Source organism: Aliivibrio wodanis, assembly GCF_052920805.1.
Genome location: NZ_JBREXA010000001.1, coordinates 399,005 through 415,178 on the forward strand (window position 1 = coordinate 399,005; position 16,174 = coordinate 415,178).

Below are 16,174 nucleotides of genomic sequence, written 5' to 3' on the forward strand. Positions count from 1 at the left end.
GTTATAAGTTAGGTAATTATAAATCATGAGTTATTGTTGAATAACTCAGTAATTGGCGTTATACGTATTTCAATGCGACGATTTCTCTTACGACCATCTTGATTTTTATTTGAAGCGATAGGCTCTTCTTCACCAAAACCATAGGTATTCATTCGAGTTAAACTCACGCCTTGCTCTTCCAACAGCGCTTGAACTGAATCGGCTCGTTTGTTTGATAACGCCATATTAAATTGTTTACTTCCACGGCTGTCAGTATGTCCAGCAATGAATATTTCTGATTCTGGCTTATCTTTTAATAATTGAGCAAGTTTTGATAATACCTCTTTACTTTCTATTTTTATTTCCGTACTACCTGAATCAAAACTTTTATCACCATTTAGCAAAAGAATAACTTCACCTTTAGATGTAGCAATACTGCCAACATCACTGGTGATAAATTGTTGTAGTTCACGATCATGATAGTTAATAAAGGTTTCTATCGTTGTTGTATCATCAATAACTAAAGTCTTATTATTTGGCGCACTTTGACAGCCAACTAAAAAGCTTGTTGCTATGATTAATCCAAGTATCTGTTTTTTCATTAGTAAATATCCCTAGTCCAACGTAGAGTTAATTTAACAAACTTCTCTTACAGTTACCTGCTAAGTAAAAATCAAATCGAGACACTTCAAGATCATATGAAACTATGCTGTTACTCAGTATCAGATTTAAGATTACTTTTTCTTATATACTAATAGGATACAGAATGAATAAATCACACATAGTCCATAAAGCCCACTTATATTTGGTTGTATACTTTGTAGCTCTGCACCCTGCTGGTTTAGTGTTAGAAACCCATTAATGGCAAACCCACTTGGTAATAGATGCATCACATCTGTTAATAGAGATGGAATTAATTCTGTTGGCCAAATAAACCCAGCACTAAAAATAATAGGCATTGAACTAAATAAGACGACTAATAGAATACTTTCAGGTGTGGGTAACAACCAAGCAAGCAGCATTCCAAATAAAATAACTGAAGAGATAAATGGTATCAGTAAGATTAAAAGATCTAAGGGTGAAGAAAATCGACCTATATTATAAAAATCAAAAACATAACCAAAATAGAAACAGGCTAAGACTAATTCACTGCATAAGAAGATTGTGAATCTAGCGCTTAAATGAGCGATCGTATTTTCATTTACGCTCGTTGCTTTTTGTCTAACACCTACAGCCATTAATAGTGTTTGTTGTAAAATGAGAACAAATACAGCAGGCACTACATATTGTACATATCCCATATTATGATTAAATACAGGAACATAATTAGATTTAAAAGGTTGAAATGTATTAATTGCACTATTGATTGGAGTTCCATCAATAGTCATATGAGCAACTTTATACTCAGCAGCTACTGTCCCCCCAGCCTTCATTAACCCCTCGATAATAGTTCCATAAATTAAAAAATATGAAGCATCGCCAGCATAGGCTACAGTGGGTGCATGACCTAATTGCAGTTCTTTAGTAAAATTATCAGGGATCACCAAAAAGCCACTTACTGTATTATTTAGAAACTGTTGTTTAGCCTCTTTAACACTCTCAGCTTGTGCAACAACATTAACTTGTTGCGAGACATTTACCATTTGAATGAATTTTCGACTAAGAGCAGACTTATCCATATCCACCACGGTAATTTTTTGCTCTTCAGGACTCTGTTGCTGATAAGGCAATGGATATAAAAAAGCATAAAACAATACACCGCCGATCATTGCCATCACAATAGTAGGATTAGTAAAAATAGCTTTTGCTTCATCTTTTATTAACTTAAGAAATGACATACATTACTTCCTTAATCGAGCAATAAGCAATAGTAAAGGTAAAGTGAATAACATTAGAGCTGCCAGATTGGGCGCTGTTTGTCCAAGGCTATAACCATAATTAGTTTGTTCAATTTGAGAACGTACAAAATGGCTTGCTGGTAAAATAGAATGCCAAAACGTTGCTAGGCTATTCATGTCAGAAACAGGGAAAGTAACACCTAAAAAAGCAAAGCTTGGTGCAGTATATGCACCAGAGATACTCATCGCTTTTACTATATCATTAGTGGCATAACTGATAACTATACCTAAACTAATACATGCAGCTGTCATTGCGCTCATACTGAGTAAAAATGTAGAGAGTTGAGAATCAAAAGGGAAATTCAAAATACCGTATAAAAAATAAAATAGAACCACACCGAGTCCCATCCCAACCCAAAAATAAACACTCATAAATTGAATCATTTTTGTGGTTGTTTGTGAAGTAAACCATGCTTGTATATCATGACTCCCACTTCTTACCATCTCATTTTTCATAGCCCAAATCATGCCAACAATAATCGCCATTTGCCAAATAGCAGGTAAAATAGCAGAAACCAAAAATTGATTGTAATTGCTGCCAAGATTAAATAAAGGCGTTACTTGTACTTTTATTGGAACTGCAGAATTAATTGCCTGCGTCCAAGTTGTGTCTTTTGTTGTTAAGGTTTTTACCGTGGCTAATTTAGCTTGGATTGTCATATCAGTTTGCATTAACGCTGAATTGATCTGTTTCGCAATCAAAATAAATTGTGCGTTATAAAAACCTGAAACTTGAGGACTTCTCCCTAGTAGAACATCTCTTTCAAAGTGTGGTGGAATAATAACATAGCCGTAATTATCACCTTTTTTAAGCGCTTGATTAGCCATTTGGTTATTAGGTTGAACAGAACGAATTTTCAGTGTTGGAGTCGCATCATAGTCACGAATGATCATCCTAGATAAGCTAGATTGATCAAGATCCACCACATCGATCGGTAATTCTCGAACAACCGAAGCTGAAAATACCCACCAAATTAGTAAAGATAATATCAAAGGTAAACCGAAAGTAACGGAGATTAACCATGGATTTGAGTAATAAGAGCGCCAAAATTCTTTCATAAAATCAACTATAACCGATTGATGTAATACTAATTATCAAGTTTAACAATTGCACTCATTCCTACACGTAAATTAGGAATAGGATTTATAGGACGAGCTTCGATTTCAAATGTTTTCAAATCAAAACCTTGGCTGTTATCTGTCGCGCGCCACGTTGCGTAATCACCCATAACGGCAATATGAGTGATCTTAAACGGAATGGTTTGATCAAGCGCTGGTAAATACACATCAATTGATTGATCTTTCTTATATTCTTTTAATCTATCTTCTCTAACATGAAACACCGCCCATGCTTGGTTAATATCAATCACACTAACAACAGGGAAACCTTGAGGTGCAATTTCACCAGCATTAAGCATTACTTGAGATACCTCTCCGTTATACCAACTGTCAATTTTAGTATCTGCCACATAAGCTTCTACTTCAGCAACCGATCCCATGGCCATTTTTACTTTTTCATTAGCAGCACGTTTAGTTTCAGCCCGGGCTCCTTCTTTTGCCATTTGATACATTTGGAAAGCAGCACTTTCTGTATATTTAGCCGCTTGCCACTGCGTAAAGGTTTCATCCTTTTTTTGCTCAGCCACAACACCATCATGATATAAATTATTTACACGGGCATAGGTCTTTTCAAGTAATTGACTTGCTGCTTTTGCTTTCTTCCACTGATCTTTGGATGCCGCAATTTGTTGAGATCTTGCACCTTGCTCTGCTTCTTCTGCTAATGCGCTTGCTGCTGCTTCACCTGCTTTTGCTTGAGCAAGTTTAGCCTCTATTTCAGGGCTATAGAGAGAGAAAACCGCTTGTCCTTTTTCTATCATTTCCCCCTTCTTAACGAAGATATTTTGAATACGCCCAGGGACCTTAGAAGAGATATTATATTGCTCTGCTTCTATTTGCCCCTGCAATAATTCAGGTCGAGGTTGATATGCAGCCCAAAAGCTATAACCTACCCAACTGACTATCCCAATAACAGCACACGAACCTATAACCTTTTTTGCAGAACTCATTATATTACCCTTGTCTTGCTTGCAGTTGATAGTCAACAAACGTTTCAGTTTGATTACTTAATGCTAATAATTTAACTAATGAAAGTACATAGTTAAAAGAAGCCAATGAACGCTGTGTTTTAATACTAGCAAGATATAACTCAGCATCAACAACATCCAGTGACGTTGATAAGCCTTGCTTAAATGCTTTCTCTCGTAAAACTACGTTTTCTTTTGCTAACTCAATACTAGATGCTAAGCCATAATATTCATCTATCGCTTGAAGTGCTTCTCTGTATGTCTTCTCAACTAATAAAGAAAGATCTTGTCTGGCTTGTTTTTTTAAGTATTGAACTTGTTGTATAGCGCTATGTGCCGCTACAACTTTGTCAGATCGACCATGATTATCAAATAAAGGGACATTCACACCCACACCGACCATCCAATCTGGCGCAATTTCTGCGGATAAGCTATCACCTTCATATAAGCTATAATTACCGTATAAGTATACTTCTGGGTAATATCGCCCTTTTTCGGCTTTCACTAAGCTTTTTGCTTGTTCCTCTTTTGCATCTAACAACGCTAAGCCTGGATAGGTATCTAACGTACTATCAACAAACGAGGTAAGTTGAGGAAGTGATTTATTAATAAATAGCCTTGTCTCTGGTATGACTGTATCGTTGGATTGCAACATTCTTAATAAAGCTGCGTTGGCAATATCACGATCTTGCTCTGCTTTATGTAAATCTACTTTTGCTTTGTCGTAAGAAGCATCAGCTTGTAAACGCTCAACTTTTGCTATTTGCCCTTGCTCTTGTAACTTTAATGCATTATTTCTATGCTTAGCTAAGCCTTGCTCTACTTCTGAATACGTTTGAACAACCTCACTAGCTAATACAACACTAAAGTAATATTTGGCTAAATCTTCATAAGAGCCTTGTTGTTTCATTAACAGCTGATTTCGAGCTTCGTTTGCTTTTCCTTCAGCTGCATTTTCAGCTGCTGAAATTCGACCACCAGTAAAGATTGGCCATATAGCTTTAATTGAACTAGTGAAGATATCACGCTCGGTAAGTGTTGATGTGAGATTTGGCAAAGGAAATGGAAGAGGAGGAAGTGAAACATCTGTACTATTTAACAGTTGCTCACTTGAAACCGTCACGTCATCATCAAGATAAGTATAGTTGGCGCTTAATGAGATCGAAGGAAGGTGTAAATCTGAAGCTCCGGCAGCTAATGCTTCTTGGCGCTGTACATTCATACGTTCCGCAGCAATGCCGTTATGATTTTTAAGTACATTCTGCCATGCGTTATCAAAATCGACTGATTGAGCGCAAACAGAGACAGAAAGTAATGTAGATAATAAAATTGATATACGTGTTATTTTAAGCATAACCCCTCCAATCAATAGAGTATAAACTCTAAACGGTTTTGGATGCAAAAAAAAAGCCTACCGAGCAATATCGATAAGCTTTTTAGACAGTAACAGTGATTACTTAGTCATACGGATCAGAGAAAGGCCAATTAGCCATTCAAGATCTTTACGGCTTTCTTCACCATATAGGTCTTCAATCATGCCATATAAACGCTCAATACCATTGCGCGCAAATTCATGTGCATTTGCAGAAGTCACAATGTGGTGGAACAATAAACGTAAAATAGCGCGGAATTGTTCATCTTCTAGAGAAGAAATCCAACTATCTATAAATGCTTGCTTATCACCTTGCATTTCAAGACGTTCAGCGAAAAGACGGAAGATACGACCATCTAATGCTGCAGTAAAATCTGTCTTTTTTGGAAAGTGGTGACTAATACCGGTTCTTGATACACCAGTCTGTTGACTTAGTGTTGTATATGACATTTTGTCATAGCCTAAGCGTAATAGTTGATCAATAACCGCATCCATGATCTTCTGGATGGTGATTTCAGTATCTTCTTTACTTCTTTTTGGCATAATAAAACTCTTCTATTTAGTAATTAGTCCATTAAATATTTATCTTAGTAAATCCACTAAAAACATTTCTAGCTGATTTGTAAGATTGAAATCCATTTATGTAATTATTTTTATAAAATCCAACACGATAAATCAAATATAGCAGCCTGTTAATTAAAAGTCACCCTCAAGCATGAGAAATCAAACGGTTAATCAAACACAGTCCGCTGTTTATCTATGCAGTTTGCTAGCTTGTTAACACATTCTCCTTTATACGGTACGGAATTACAATACAGCAGCCCCAATTCTTACAAAGATTTGTCATTAGAGCTCATTTTTTGAGAGACTGGTCCCAGGTAACGATACTGTAACTAAAAAGAGGTAAAAATGTTGCTTCACCTATAGTAAAAAAAGATATAGAAAAATAGTAGAGTTATTAACTAATCCTCTTTAATATAAACGAACTACTAATTATTAAGGATATATCAATGAGTTCTGAAGTTGAGCAAAATGTACCGTGTGATGCGTGTGATGCGTGTGGTTGTAGTGCAGAAATGGGTTTTATTATAAAAGAAGGTGATGATGTTGCAGAAGTAAGCATTTTTGCTGATAATAAAACGCAACTAGAGACTGAATTCACAAATTACTTAGCATTAGCTAAAGAAGTATGTGACAGCGTTGAGCATAGCACAAAGATATCTGAAGATGAAAAAGAGCTACACGCTCACTTAAAGTTCTCTTGCAGTGCTGAAAAGCTAATTTATGAATTAAAAACACGTTCGCTAAGACGATAACGATTTTAATAACTAGATATAAAAAAGGCTTTCGTCAATGAAAGCCTTTTTAATATTTATTAAGTCGATATGTATTAGTTTACTTGAATATTTGTAGCTTGAGGGCCTTTCTGCCCTTGTTCAACATCAAAAGTGACTGTTTGGCCTTCTTTTAACGTTTTGAAACCTTCTGATTGAATCGCACTGAAATGAGCAAATACATCAGGGCCATTTTCTTGAGTGATAAAACCGAAACCTTTATCTTCGTTAAACCATTTTACAGTACCAGTTGTTTTAGACATTACACACCCTTAAGATTTATAAATTAAGTTGTTTGCGAAGTTTTTATCACTGCGGTATCAGTACCGAATTTCACTATATCAAATGTATTTTTATAATAAAAACGTAAAAATAGGACTTATATCACTGATCTGAAATTAAACTTATTTTGGATTTTGTCGATAACTTAATAGAGTTTCTCAACCTAAGTAAACCTATGCCTAAATTAAATATTGTAATAGCTATCGCGATGCTCTCAACTCTTATTTCATCGCCTTCACTAGCTGAAAAACTAAATAAACATCGCCTTATTAATCATATTGATAGCTATGGAAATATCAGTTTAAGAAACACAAATTATACTGAACTACCAGATAATCTAGAGCTTAAGGGCAATGTAGATCTTGCTAATAGTAAAATTAAGAAACTACCTAAAGGACTTGTTGTTGATGGAGACTTAAATTTAGCAAATACTATTATTAAGAAAGTTCCAAAGGGTACGAAAGTGAAAGGTTACTTAAACCTAGCTGGAATGACTCAATTGAAACGATATACTCGTGGTATAAAAGTTGCTGGTTTTATCAATTTTGCAGGTTCTGGTTTAACTGAATTACCTCAACGATTAACGGTGAATGGAGATCTAAGTGTCATACGAACCCCTCTAAGCACTCTACCACCTCAGTTAGTTGTTAAAGGTAATTTGTATCTTGGTTACTCTAAAGTCACAAAATTACCTGATGATCTCGTTGTTAATGGAAATATTTACCTTGGAGGTCAAGCTATTACTGAGTTTCCTGAAACGATAAATGTAGGTGGTTATATTTTCAAGTAAGATTATCCAAAGACCAATAGTTAAAGAATTTTATATTAGGATTTAACATGTTAGACAATCTGCATCAAATGGTAATTTTTGCAACAGTGGCAAACGAACTAAACTTCACACGTGCGGCTGAAAAACTGGGGATTTCAAAATCACACGTATCTAAACAAATAAAAGCATTAGAAACACGCTTAGACTGTCAATTAGTTCAGCGCAATAATCGTTCGGTTTCTATTACTGAACTAGGCCAACATTATGCAGAATACAGCCAGAAGTTGATTGATATTGCTTATGAAGCAGATGCCCTACTTGACGCCCACCACGGTCGTATTTCAGGAGTGTTTAAAGTGGGTATCGCACAATCTTTTGGTAATAGCCATATTATTCATGCGCTAGCTGAATTTCAGGAACAATTTCCAGAGGTTGAATTAGAAGTTAGCCTGTTTGACCATAGACCTAAGTTACTTGAAGATGGGTTAGATTGTTGGATTGCCATTCATGACGACATCCCTGAAGGTATGGTAGCAAGAAAAATCGCTGATTGTCGTTTTATTGTCGCCGCAGCGCCCAGTTATATCAAACTAAATGGTTTACCCTCACGCCCTGCTGAATTAGCACAGCATAAGTGTATTACTTATCACAGTAATGAACGTAAATTTAATGAATGGGAATTTACTAAAGATAATATTCATCAAGTGGTTAAAGTTCAAAGTAATTTTAAGATAGATAATGCATCTGCAATATTAGATGCAACCAAAGCTGGTGCAGGCATTGCTTACCTAGCAAGTTATCTACTTGAAGATGAGTTTGAAAATGGCAGTTTAGTTCAACTTTTAACTGAATGGAAAGCAGATATGGAACTCCCGATTTATGCGGTTTATCCTAGACGCCAGCACTTACCACCTAAAGTTCGTACCTTTATTGACTTTTTATCCCAACAAGTTGGTAATCCACCTCATTGGGATAAAAAACTTTTTAATTAGTTCTAATTTCAGTACTAATTTGCGTTCTTCACAGGGTTTGCATAGAGCGCTCGCAAAAATGATTGCTCTTCGGGGGATAGGAGTGACAATTTCTCCGCTAAGTCACGCTTAGCCTCTGGAGTCACTTCTTTTGATTCAATACCTGCTGCTGCATAATTTATTGGGAATAAATGATAATTTTGATGAATCTGCTTATCCATTTCTTCAGCTAGTTCATCAGCCGTTTCTGGTGAAGAAGTAACAATGTCACCAAAATGAATGTGGATACGCTTTTTGTCACCAATAATTCCTTTAATGATACTATCAATATCTTCAAACTCCCCTTTTTCATATGAGCCTAGAGTTGCAATCGCATTTAACTCTTTTGCTTTTTGAATATCTAAAGGATCATTTTCATAAGAAATAGACACCGGTACAATATTTAAGCTGTTCATGTAATCAGCAAAACTTTCTTTACGTTTACGTCCTTCAACATGAAACATTTTTAAGATAGCAGGATCTGTGAAATCATTACCGTCTTTTGCTCGCCCTTCTTTTTGAGCAATCCAAATAGAGTTCTTGGTTTCTAATGAGTGTTTAATATAAGAGGATAATAACCCCAAAGCTTTAAGCATTTGGCGAGGAGCTTTCACTGAGCGTTTTACAATAAAGCTCTTGTTTAGCTTCATTAATTCTGTGCTACTTGGTTTTTTCAATAAGTTGTCACCAATAGCGATTCTCACCGTTTGCATATTATTGTTGTATAAAACCCAATTCATTAAAGCAGGGTCCATCGCTATATCACGGTGATTTGATACAAACAAATATGCTTGTTGAGGATCGAGTTTATCCACCCCTGTGTAAGTAACACCATCAGTCGTTTTTTTTACAGTTTTATTCAAATAGGTAACAACATTTAACTGGACATCTTCTACTGTTGTAATTTTTGATAGAGAGCGACGTAACTTGAATCTAAGTAATGGTGCTAGAAACCAAAATAAAAACTTAGAAGCAGATGGAAACTTATAATGCAGAATAGCGGTAATGAATTCATCATCAGAAATTAAACGTTCAATTGCATCTGGAACTTCGTCATCATTGTACGGGCGAATTTCTTGATAGATATCTTGTGTGGTCATTTTTAGACTTCTGGTTACCAAAAAGGAATAAGTCCGTATTCTACTTGATTTTATTGCTCTTGTACGTGATCAATTACAGAGGTCATACCATTAATGATGTAATATCGTGAATATGATTGAGAATGCGTTGATTTTTTAACTAGAACCAGTAAAGTTACGAACTCAAATTTAGAGGTTACTATGAAAAACGCAATTACTTTCCAGTCAGAGACACACTCGCATCTTTTCTATACTGCGCGTAAAAAGAAAAACCATTTTGAATTAATTTCTGTTCAAACAGGTGCAGTATTAATACGTCTAGGAAAATGGGAGCATTTATTATTACCTGGTGAATTGTTTTGGCTCCCTTTTGATTCATTAACCTCTATGACTGTTGTACCGAACTCAATCGTATCAAGCGTTAGATTTTCTATCCGAACTAGAGAAGCGTTACTTCTACAAGGTGGGTATGTCAATACAAGCTCTTTTCTTACTGCCGCTTTAGATAAATTACAGTCAGGAACAATGTCTGAATTGGCTGAACAACGTTTATTGTTAGTGATCCAAGACGAATTATTAGAGGCTTCTGTTCATACTGAGTTATCAACAGAATCAAAAAATATTAATGCTTATTTGTCATCTCTTACTGAAAACCAAGACTCTCGTCGTTATGACGTTTCTCCAGATATGATGATGGCATTAAAAGTTAGAGAAGCAGATAAGATGCGAAAATCAGGCGCAAAAAATGAACTTATCGCAAAAAGATACTTTTCAGGTAATGTCGAATTATTAGAGCAAGCATGTTCTTTATTAGCTTAATTTTTACTTAATTTATTATCTATCGTTGGTTGAATATTATTGAAATGGAATTTCAAACTGCATAAATAGTTGATCATTCGCACGTTCATGCCAACGATAATCAATACGGAAACGTGTTTTTTTGCCTTTCTCCTCACCACCAAATGCTAAGCTTAGCTGTAAACCATGACTCTCTAACCAATCGCCATATGAGTCAAATTCTTCCACTTTTTTATCATAGAACTCTTCTGGCTGCCAAACTGTAAATCCAACTGCACTATCACTTAAATACCCTGTAAGTAATGGATCATCTCCTGTGCTATAAGCCCATTTATCCCAAAAGCTTTCTTCAAATACTTCATCTTCAATCTTTTCAGTTATTTGAGTCAGTTGATTTATAAACTGGTTTACTTCAAAAAGGGGAACCAGACACGTTGAGTCTTGTGAGTAAATTTCACGGGAGTAACTATCATAGCTTTCTTGCAAACACGTCGATCTATCCTCTGCATTCACATGCAATGGTATAGCGATTATAATCCCCAATAGACTGACGTGTGTTTTCATTATTAATACTCGTACAAGTTGTGCGTGTTGATGTAGTTTACCACGCTTTTGGTTGTTAAGTGAGCAATACTCTCACCCTTACTTATTGCATCTCTAATCATTGTACTTCGAACTGGCACGGTTTCCGGACAAGCCATTACACTCCATCGTTGTACAATTTCATCTGACTTATAAAACTTACCAAATTGCATTAAGTTATCAGGCCCAATGATAAAAGTAATATCGGCCCCTTTTTCTAATTCTTGAAGAGAACTTAATAAAAAATGTGTCGTAACGCTACTCTCAGGTATATAAATGTCTTGTTCAAGCATCGACAGCTCGACATTATTCATATTTAGATCGTTAATGAATGCAGCTATCATTTCTAATCGAGTATTATAAGGTAGCATACTCTTTCCCCAAGCATGAGATATGCTAGGAACTAACAATATCTTATCAAAATGCCCCAAACGCTCGATGACACTTTTATGCCCTAATGAAGGAGGATTAAAAGCACTACCAAAAACAGCGATATTCATTATTACCTTCCACTTTTTACTAAGAATAAAGACTAGCTCAGCATAAGTGAATTTTTTGTCGATAGCTATCCCGTATTACTATTCACTGTCATTAATTGGTTAAATTCAGTATGATTATTCCAACTAATTGTTAACTGTCTCCATAGAGTAAAGGAATGAGAATGCAACAGCAGATTGTTGAAGAAATGAAAGTAAAGGCCACAATTGATCCGGCTCAAGAAATACAACAACGTGTCGAGTTTATTAAATCTAAACTTACTCAATCTCATTGTACATCTTTGATCCTAGGTATCAGTGGTGGTGTAGATTCAACAACATGTGGACGTCTTGCACAGATTGCAGTTAATGAATTAAATCAAGAACTTGATTCTGACCAATATCAATTCATTGCCGTTAGACTTCCTTATGGTATTCAGCAAGATGAAGATGAAGCCCAACTCGCTCTCTCTTTTATAAAACCAAGTCACTCCATTAGTATCAATATCAAAGATGGTGTAGATGGATTGCACTCTGCTAATCATTTTGCCTTGGAGCAAACGGGTTTACTTCCAACAGACAAATCTAAAGTAGACTTCGTGAAAGGCAATGTGAAAGCCCGTGCACGTATGATTGTACAATATGAGGTTGCAGGTTATGTCGGAGGACTTGTACTAGGAACAGATCACTCAGCAGAAAATATTACAGGTTTCTACACAAAGTTTGGCGATGGTGCTTGTGATTTAGCACCACTCTTTGGTTTAAATAAACGTCAAGTTAGAGAGATTGCGGCGATTCTTGGGGCTCCTGATCAGCTAGTCAAAAAAGTTCCGACTGCTGATTTAGAAGAGTTAGCTCCTCAAAAAGCAGACGAGGATGCTCTAACAGTCACTTACGATCAAATTGATGATTTCTTAGAAGGTAAGAAAATTGATGCTGAAGCAGAAGCTCGATTAATTAAAATCTATCAACTATCTCAGCATAAACGCTTACCAATACCAACAATTTACGATTGATTCTCAAGGCGTGGTAAATTCATAGTTTGATTGACCAAAGCTTCTTTAGAGGCTTTGGTCATTTGTTTTATGCGATATTCATATTTTAAAGCTAATGATTTCGACTCTACAGAGCATGACCAAACTAAGGACAATGGCCCTTTTCCTCTTAAGTACTTTGCACCTTTTCCGTTCTTATGCATTTGAAGTCGATGTTCGAGATCATTAGTAATACCGCAATATAAACTGTTTAACCGTGTCCTTATGAGATATATATGCCATTCTGTATTTGATTCATTCATTTTCTTAAGAAAGAACTTCGGTGATCAAAGCTTTTAGTTCTTTTACTTCAGTGCGTAATTCAAAAACTTCTTTTTCTAACTCATCAATACGGATATTAATTATTTTTGGGTTTATATCATTGTTATTTGATGGCAGTGGAGGTGTGATCGCATTATTAAGCTCAGAACAAGATAACTCTCCGCAAAATAAGTGTCCGTATCGTGCTTCACGCTTGCCTGGCTCTTTAATAAGTTTACGTACTTTTGGGTTTCCTTCATCTTCTGCAAGCTTATTCAAAACACTTTCAACTTGAGCTACATTTTCAAATTCACATAAACGTTGGGTTCGAGTGCGGAGTTCTCCAGGAGTTTGAGGGCCACGTAAGAATAAAATACATAAAACTGCAATTTCTTGTTTAGATAATTTAAGACTACCAAATTCTGTATTACAAAAACGATGCTGATATTTTGCGACTCGTGCATTACCTCGAGTCTCATCAGTAACAATATGCTCTTGGATAAGTGTATTCAACGTATCTAATACCTGTGAATCACTAAACGATACGACAGGCTCTCGATTACTTTTTTGATTACATGCTGTAGTTAATGCATTTAACGTTAGTGGGTAATATTCAGGTGTCGTGATCTCTTTCTCTATCAGACAGCCAATTACGCGGATCTCTTCTTGGTTAAATATTCTCATTATTTATCAATCCTTTCTTTTCTCAAAGTTCCCATACGATAAAAAATGTGAACTCTGTTACTAAATACAGCTGTTAACCATATAATTAATGGTCATCCCCTATTCTATCCATGATAGTATTCTTTCGTTAGTTTAATATCAATTGGAGAAATATACATGGGACTTTTTAGTAGTCGCTCTACTACCGCATCTTTATCTATTATTGCAAAAGGGTGCCGTGTTACTGGAAACATTGAGTCAGATCAAAGCATTCAAATTGATGGCTTTGTTCATGGGAACATTTCTACCGATGCTGAAGTTATTATTACCCCAACAGGTCGAGTGCAAGGTGACATTAAGGCTGGATTGGTATTAATTAACGGCTTAGTTGAAGGAACCTGTCAAGGTAATGAAGTAAACATTCAACCTAAAGGTAAGTTCAAAGGAGCGATGCAAACACAACAGCTAACCATTGAAAAAGGTGGCTTACTTATCGGTGAAAACCGTGAAGTTGTTGAAGTAGAAAAAGTTACGAAGATTTCTTCAACCGAAACAGTATCAAAAGAAGAAGATAAAGCAGCTTCTTAATCGATTAAATTTATTTTTTTAGCACTGTATTGATCTTGTTATTGTTTTCATTGCTATATTTGTGATTTAATCAAGAAAGTGACTATTAAATATTATAGGAAATAAAAATGAACAACGTTTTTGAAATCATCAACCAAGCACGCCGTAAAAATAAACTTAAACGTGAGCTACAAGATAACCAAAAGAAAATTCGTGATAACCAAAAGCGTGTAATTCTACTAGAAAACATGTTGGATTATATTCACCCTTCTATGTCGACGAGCGAAATCATTGCTATCGTAGAGAATATGAAAGCCGATTATGAAGACCGTGTTGATGACCACATCATTACCAGTGCTGAAATTTCAAAATCACGTCGTGATATCAGCCGTAAGATCCGTGAGTTAACTGAAGCTGACAAAAAAGCGAATAAATAATATTAAATATAATGAAAAATGGAGGCCTATTCGCCTCCATTTTTTTATCCTACTTTTCAATTTTATATATTTGCTAGCTCAGCTAATGCCTCAGAAGTTACATCCTCAACAGCTAAAAACATAGACTTAATTTCCCCTGTTGTACTTCTCATGGGGTTTAACGTGACATTTTGGTACATAAATTCACTTTGTTGAGTTATTGGTCGAACATTACGACAACGAAATAGATAAGGCCTTTGTCGCCAGATAACAAAACTGCGTGTTCCTAAATCAAACACTGGTTTAGATTTTGCTTTAAACCATGCCCCATCGATCTCAGGAAAAACATCAAATAATGATTTCCCCATCACATCATGCGATTGCTTTCCACTATGGTGAGTCATGAACCCATTCCAAAGATGAATATTAAAATCTTTATCGAGAACAATCAGGCCAACATCAACATTTTGCACCATGTCGACCATCCAATGAAACTGTTCAAACTCCGCAGGGATCCCATTCATCATTCATCATCCAGTAAATAAGCAAGTTTATTATCTAAAATTGGCAGTGATTCATCAACAATCATTAGGAGCATGTCGCACTTTATCTCAGTGCCATCGATGTTGTAGCTAACTTCAAACGCCATTAATCGATTAAACGAACCTTTTGTTGATTCAACCACACTATCAACAGAAATATGCTGACCAAGTAAAACTGGTGCACTTTGGAAGAAACGCACTTCAGCTTGCTCTCCAATACCTTTTAAAAATGCACCAACCAAAATATTGGAAACATCCATAAGCAATTCTAATTCTAAGCTGCTGTTATCTGATTCTGGATAATCCATTAACTTAATGAGATCAGTAACACTAGAATCACTTAATAATACTAATGCTTCACCTGCAATACCCTCACCACTAAAGCCTTGGCAAACTCCTGACATGTCCTGATTACTTGCTAAATGACGCAGTGTCATTTGTAATTCACTCATTTCAAATAAATTCACATTTGGTAAGGGCATATGAACAAAAACATCAAAATGTCGAGCTAATGAGTCAGCAGCACGACCAATTGCAACATTGGCAACTTCTAGATAAATATCACGACGTCTAAGTTGGATTGGTGTTATTGGTTGTGGGGAGTAAACAGCCTGTCGCTCTGGTTGTATACCAATAGAATCAAGTGTAGATACTAATGTCGGTTTATCTACTGGTTTTTTTATAAAGGATTTTGCACCCAGATCCGCCACTCGTTGTTGTGCTTTTGGTTGAATATCACCAGAAACTACCACCACTTGTGTTGGAATACCACGACGTTTCATTTCCTCCAACGTGCCGTAACCATCCAGCTCAGGCATTGTCAGATCAAGGAACAATAAATCATATGTGTTAGCTTCTAGTTTCTCAATTGCATCCCAACCATGTTGAGCAAACTCAATAGTTGCACCCCATGAAGAAGGTATCACACGAGCTAATTGTTTTCGAGCTAATGCAGAGTCATCGCAAATTAAGATGGATATTGCCATCTGGAGTACCTTTTTAAATAAAACTAACTTTAGTATAAC

The 16,174-nt window shown here is 35.9% G+C and carries 21 protein-coding genes; 7 read left to right on the forward strand and 14 right to left on the reverse strand.

What is annotated here, in order from left to right; genetic code table 11:
- Nucleotides 1–23: 23 nt before the first annotated feature.
- The 6 genes from ACU5DF_RS01810 to ACU5DF_RS01835 all read right to left on the reverse strand — a co-directional run bounded on the left by ACU5DF_RS01810 (nt 24) and on the right by ACU5DF_RS01835 (nt 5,879).
- Nucleotides 24–581: an OmpA family protein gene (locus ACU5DF_RS01810; protein WP_446711573.1), complete on the reverse strand. Its 558-nt coding sequence runs from the start codon at nt 579–581 to the stop codon at nt 24–26.
- 132 nt (nt 582–713) lie between these two features.
- Nucleotides 714–1,817: an ABC transporter permease gene (locus ACU5DF_RS01815; RefSeq protein ID WP_446711574.1), complete on the reverse strand. Its 1,104-nt coding sequence runs from the start codon at nt 1,815–1,817 to the stop codon at nt 714–716.
- A 3-nt stretch (nt 1,818–1,820) separates the two neighbouring features.
- The gene (locus ACU5DF_RS01820; RefSeq protein WP_446711575.1) at nt 1,821–2,936 is read right to left on the reverse strand and encodes an ABC transporter permease; all 1,116 of its coding nucleotides are present in this window, start codon (nt 2,934–2,936) and stop codon (nt 1,821–1,823) included.
- Nucleotides 2,937–2,965: 29 nt separating this feature from the next.
- Nucleotides 2,966–3,946, reverse strand: coding sequence for an HlyD family secretion protein (locus tag ACU5DF_RS01825; protein WP_446711576.1), 981 nt, complete (start codon nt 3,944–3,946; stop codon nt 2,966–2,968).
- Between the two features lie 4 nt (nt 3,947–3,950).
- Nucleotides 3,951–5,318 carry a TolC family protein gene (locus ACU5DF_RS01830; RefSeq protein WP_045103907.1) on the reverse strand — a complete coding sequence of 456 codons (1,368 nt, stop codon included), beginning with the start codon at nt 5,316–5,318 and terminating at the stop codon, nt 3,951–3,953.
- Between the two features lie 99 nt (nt 5,319–5,417).
- Nucleotides 5,418–5,879: a TetR/AcrR family transcriptional regulator gene (locus ACU5DF_RS01835; RefSeq protein ID WP_045103908.1), complete on the reverse strand. Its 462-nt coding sequence runs from the start codon at nt 5,877–5,879 to the stop codon at nt 5,418–5,420.
- A gap of 467 nt (nt 5,880–6,346) precedes the next feature.
- Here ACU5DF_RS01835 and ACU5DF_RS01840 point away from each other — a divergent pair, with 467 nt between their 5' ends.
- Nucleotides 6,347–6,652, forward strand: coding sequence for a YfcZ/YiiS family protein (locus ACU5DF_RS01840; RefSeq protein ID WP_446711577.1), 306 nt, complete (start codon nt 6,347–6,349; stop codon nt 6,650–6,652).
- 74 nt (nt 6,653–6,726) lie between these two features.
- Here the strand turns inward: ACU5DF_RS01840 and cspE are convergent, their stop codons facing one another.
- Nucleotides 6,727–6,933 (reverse strand): transcription antiterminator/RNA stability regulator CspE, encoded by a 207-nt coding sequence (cspE, locus tag ACU5DF_RS01845; RefSeq protein ID WP_045103910.1) that lies wholly within the window; start codon nt 6,931–6,933, stop codon nt 6,727–6,729.
- Between the two features lie 194 nt (nt 6,934–7,127).
- Between cspE and ACU5DF_RS01850 the strand changes: the two genes are divergently transcribed.
- Both ACU5DF_RS01850 and ACU5DF_RS01855 read left to right on the forward strand, forming a co-directional pair.
- Complete coding sequence (locus ACU5DF_RS01850; protein WP_446711578.1) at nt 7,128–7,742, forward strand: hypothetical protein; 615 nt, start codon at nt 7,128–7,130, stop codon at nt 7,740–7,742.
- Nucleotides 7,743–7,789: 47 nt separating this feature from the next.
- On the forward strand, nt 7,790–8,713 hold the full coding sequence (locus ACU5DF_RS01855) for a LysR family transcriptional regulator (RefSeq protein WP_045103912.1): 924 nt from the start codon (nt 7,790–7,792) through the stop codon (nt 8,711–8,713).
- A gap of 14 nt (nt 8,714–8,727) precedes the next feature.
- Here the strand turns inward: ACU5DF_RS01855 and ACU5DF_RS01860 are convergent, their stop codons facing one another.
- Nucleotides 8,728–9,831, reverse strand: a complete 1,104-nt coding sequence (locus ACU5DF_RS01860) for a 1-acyl-sn-glycerol-3-phosphate acyltransferase (protein ID WP_045103913.1) — start codon at nt 9,829–9,831, stop codon at nt 8,728–8,730.
- Between the two features lie 180 nt (nt 9,832–10,011).
- On the opposite strand from ACU5DF_RS01860, the gene ACU5DF_RS01865 reads away from it, so the two are divergent.
- Nucleotides 10,012–10,629 carry an AraC family ligand binding domain-containing protein gene (locus tag ACU5DF_RS01865; RefSeq protein WP_446711579.1) on the forward strand — a complete coding sequence of 206 codons (618 nt, stop codon included), beginning with the start codon at nt 10,012–10,014 and terminating at the stop codon, nt 10,627–10,629.
- 36 nt (nt 10,630–10,665) lie between these two features.
- On the opposite strand, the gene ACU5DF_RS01870 is transcribed toward ACU5DF_RS01865, so the two are convergent.
- Together ACU5DF_RS01870 and ACU5DF_RS01875 are read right to left on the reverse strand one after the other, a co-directional pair.
- Nucleotides 10,666–11,172 (reverse strand): hypothetical protein, encoded by a 507-nt coding sequence (locus ACU5DF_RS01870; protein WP_446711580.1) that lies wholly within the window; start codon nt 11,170–11,172, stop codon nt 10,666–10,668.
- A gap of 2 nt (nt 11,173–11,174) precedes the next feature.
- Entirely contained in the window at nt 11,175–11,693 is a 519-nt protein-coding gene (locus tag ACU5DF_RS01875; protein WP_446712462.1) for a nicotinate-nicotinamide nucleotide adenylyltransferase, read from the reverse strand.
- A gap of 158 nt (nt 11,694–11,851) precedes the next feature.
- Between ACU5DF_RS01875 and nadE the strand changes: the two genes are divergently transcribed.
- Entirely contained in the window at nt 11,852–12,682 is an 831-nt protein-coding gene (nadE, locus tag ACU5DF_RS01880) for an NAD(+) synthase (RefSeq protein ID WP_446711581.1), read from the forward strand.
- On the opposite strand, the gene ACU5DF_RS01885 is transcribed toward nadE, so the two are convergent.
- The gene (locus tag ACU5DF_RS01885; protein ID WP_446711582.1) at nt 12,673–12,963 is read right to left on the reverse strand and encodes a GIY-YIG nuclease family protein; all 291 of its coding nucleotides are present in this window, start codon (nt 12,961–12,963) and stop codon (nt 12,673–12,675) included. The two genes, nadE and ACU5DF_RS01885, sit on opposite strands and share 10 nt — an antisense overlap.
- 4 nt (nt 12,964–12,967) lie before the next feature.
- Nucleotides 12,968–13,645, reverse strand: a complete 678-nt coding sequence (locus ACU5DF_RS01890) for a YceH family protein (RefSeq protein ID WP_446711583.1) — start codon at nt 13,643–13,645, stop codon at nt 12,968–12,970.
- 156 nt (nt 13,646–13,801) lie between these two features.
- Here ACU5DF_RS01890 and ACU5DF_RS01895 point away from each other — a divergent pair, with 156 nt between their 5' ends.
- Together ACU5DF_RS01895 and ACU5DF_RS01900 are read left to right on the forward strand one after the other, a co-directional pair.
- On the forward strand, nt 13,802–14,212 hold the full coding sequence (locus tag ACU5DF_RS01895; RefSeq protein WP_045103920.1) for a bactofilin family protein: 411 nt from the start codon (nt 13,802–13,804) through the stop codon (nt 14,210–14,212).
- Nucleotides 14,213–14,319: 107 nt separating this feature from the next.
- On the forward strand, nt 14,320–14,628 hold the full coding sequence (locus tag ACU5DF_RS01900) for a DUF496 family protein (protein WP_045103921.1): 309 nt from the start codon (nt 14,320–14,322) through the stop codon (nt 14,626–14,628).
- Nucleotides 14,629–14,690: 62 nt separating this feature from the next.
- Here ACU5DF_RS01900 and ACU5DF_RS01905 read toward each other — a convergent pair whose 3' ends face one another.
- Together ACU5DF_RS01905 and ACU5DF_RS01910 are read right to left on the reverse strand one after the other, a co-directional pair.
- Complete coding sequence (locus tag ACU5DF_RS01905) at nt 14,691–15,131, reverse strand: PAS domain-containing protein (RefSeq protein ID WP_045104545.1); 441 nt, start codon at nt 15,129–15,131, stop codon at nt 14,691–14,693.
- Complete coding sequence (locus ACU5DF_RS01910; protein WP_045103923.1) at nt 15,131–16,135, reverse strand: response regulator; 1,005 nt, start codon at nt 16,133–16,135, stop codon at nt 15,131–15,133. The genes ACU5DF_RS01905 and ACU5DF_RS01910 overlap by 1 nt, the downstream gene beginning before the upstream one ends.
- Nucleotides 16,136–16,174 lie beyond the last annotated feature (39 nt).

Coding starts and splice junctions, on each gene's coding strand:
- ACU5DF_RS01810 (WP_446711573.1), bottom strand. CDS start 581: ATGAAAAAACAGATACTTGGATTAATCATAGCAACAAGCTTTTTAGTT.
- ACU5DF_RS01815 (WP_446711574.1), bottom strand. CDS start 1,817: ATGTCATTTCTTAAGTTAATAAAAGATGAAGCAAAAGCTATTTTTACT.
- ACU5DF_RS01820 (WP_446711575.1), bottom strand. CDS start 2,936: ATGAAAGAATTTTGGCGCTCTTATTACTCAAATCCATGGTTAATCTCC.
- ACU5DF_RS01825 (WP_446711576.1), bottom strand. CDS start 3,946: ATGAGTTCTGCAAAAAAGGTTATAGGTTCGTGTGCTGTTATTGGGATA.
- ACU5DF_RS01830 (WP_045103907.1), bottom strand. CDS start 5,318: ATGCTTAAAATAACACGTATATCAATTTTATTATCTACATTACTTTCT.
- ACU5DF_RS01835 (WP_045103908.1), bottom strand. CDS start 5,879: ATGCCAAAAAGAAGTAAAGAAGATACTGAAATCACCATCCAGAAGATC.
- ACU5DF_RS01840 (WP_446711577.1), top strand. CDS start 6,347: ATGAGTTCTGAAGTTGAGCAAAATGTACCGTGTGATGCGTGTGATGCG.
- cspE (WP_045103910.1), bottom strand. CDS start 6,933: ATGTCTAAAACAACTGGTACTGTAAAATGGTTTAACGAAGATAAAGGT.
- ACU5DF_RS01850 (WP_446711578.1), top strand. CDS start 7,128: ATGCCTAAATTAAATATTGTAATAGCTATCGCGATGCTCTCAACTCTT.
- ACU5DF_RS01855 (WP_045103912.1), top strand. CDS start 7,790: ATGTTAGACAATCTGCATCAAATGGTAATTTTTGCAACAGTGGCAAAC.
- ACU5DF_RS01860 (WP_045103913.1), bottom strand. CDS start 9,831: ATGACCACACAAGATATCTATCAAGAAATTCGCCCGTACAATGATGAC.
- ACU5DF_RS01865 (WP_446711579.1), top strand. CDS start 10,012: ATGAAAAACGCAATTACTTTCCAGTCAGAGACACACTCGCATCTTTTC.
- ACU5DF_RS01870 (WP_446711580.1), bottom strand. CDS start 11,172: ATGAAAACACACGTCAGTCTATTGGGGATTATAATCGCTATACCATTG.
- nadE (WP_446711581.1), top strand. CDS start 11,852: ATGCAACAGCAGATTGTTGAAGAAATGAAAGTAAAGGCCACAATTGAT.
- ACU5DF_RS01885 (WP_446711582.1), bottom strand. CDS start 12,963: ATGAATGAATCAAATACAGAATGGCATATATATCTCATAAGGACACGG.
- ACU5DF_RS01890 (WP_446711583.1), bottom strand. CDS start 13,645: ATGAGAATATTTAACCAAGAAGAGATCCGCGTAATTGGCTGTCTGATA.
- ACU5DF_RS01895 (WP_045103920.1), top strand. CDS start 13,802: ATGGGACTTTTTAGTAGTCGCTCTACTACCGCATCTTTATCTATTATT.
- ACU5DF_RS01900 (WP_045103921.1), top strand. CDS start 14,320: ATGAACAACGTTTTTGAAATCATCAACCAAGCACGCCGTAAAAATAAA.
- ACU5DF_RS01905 (WP_045104545.1), bottom strand. CDS start 15,131: ATGAATGGGATCCCTGCGGAGTTTGAACAGTTTCATTGGATGGTCGAC.
- ACU5DF_RS01910 (WP_045103923.1), bottom strand. CDS start 16,135: ATGGCAATATCCATCTTAATTTGCGATGACTCTGCATTAGCTCGAAAA.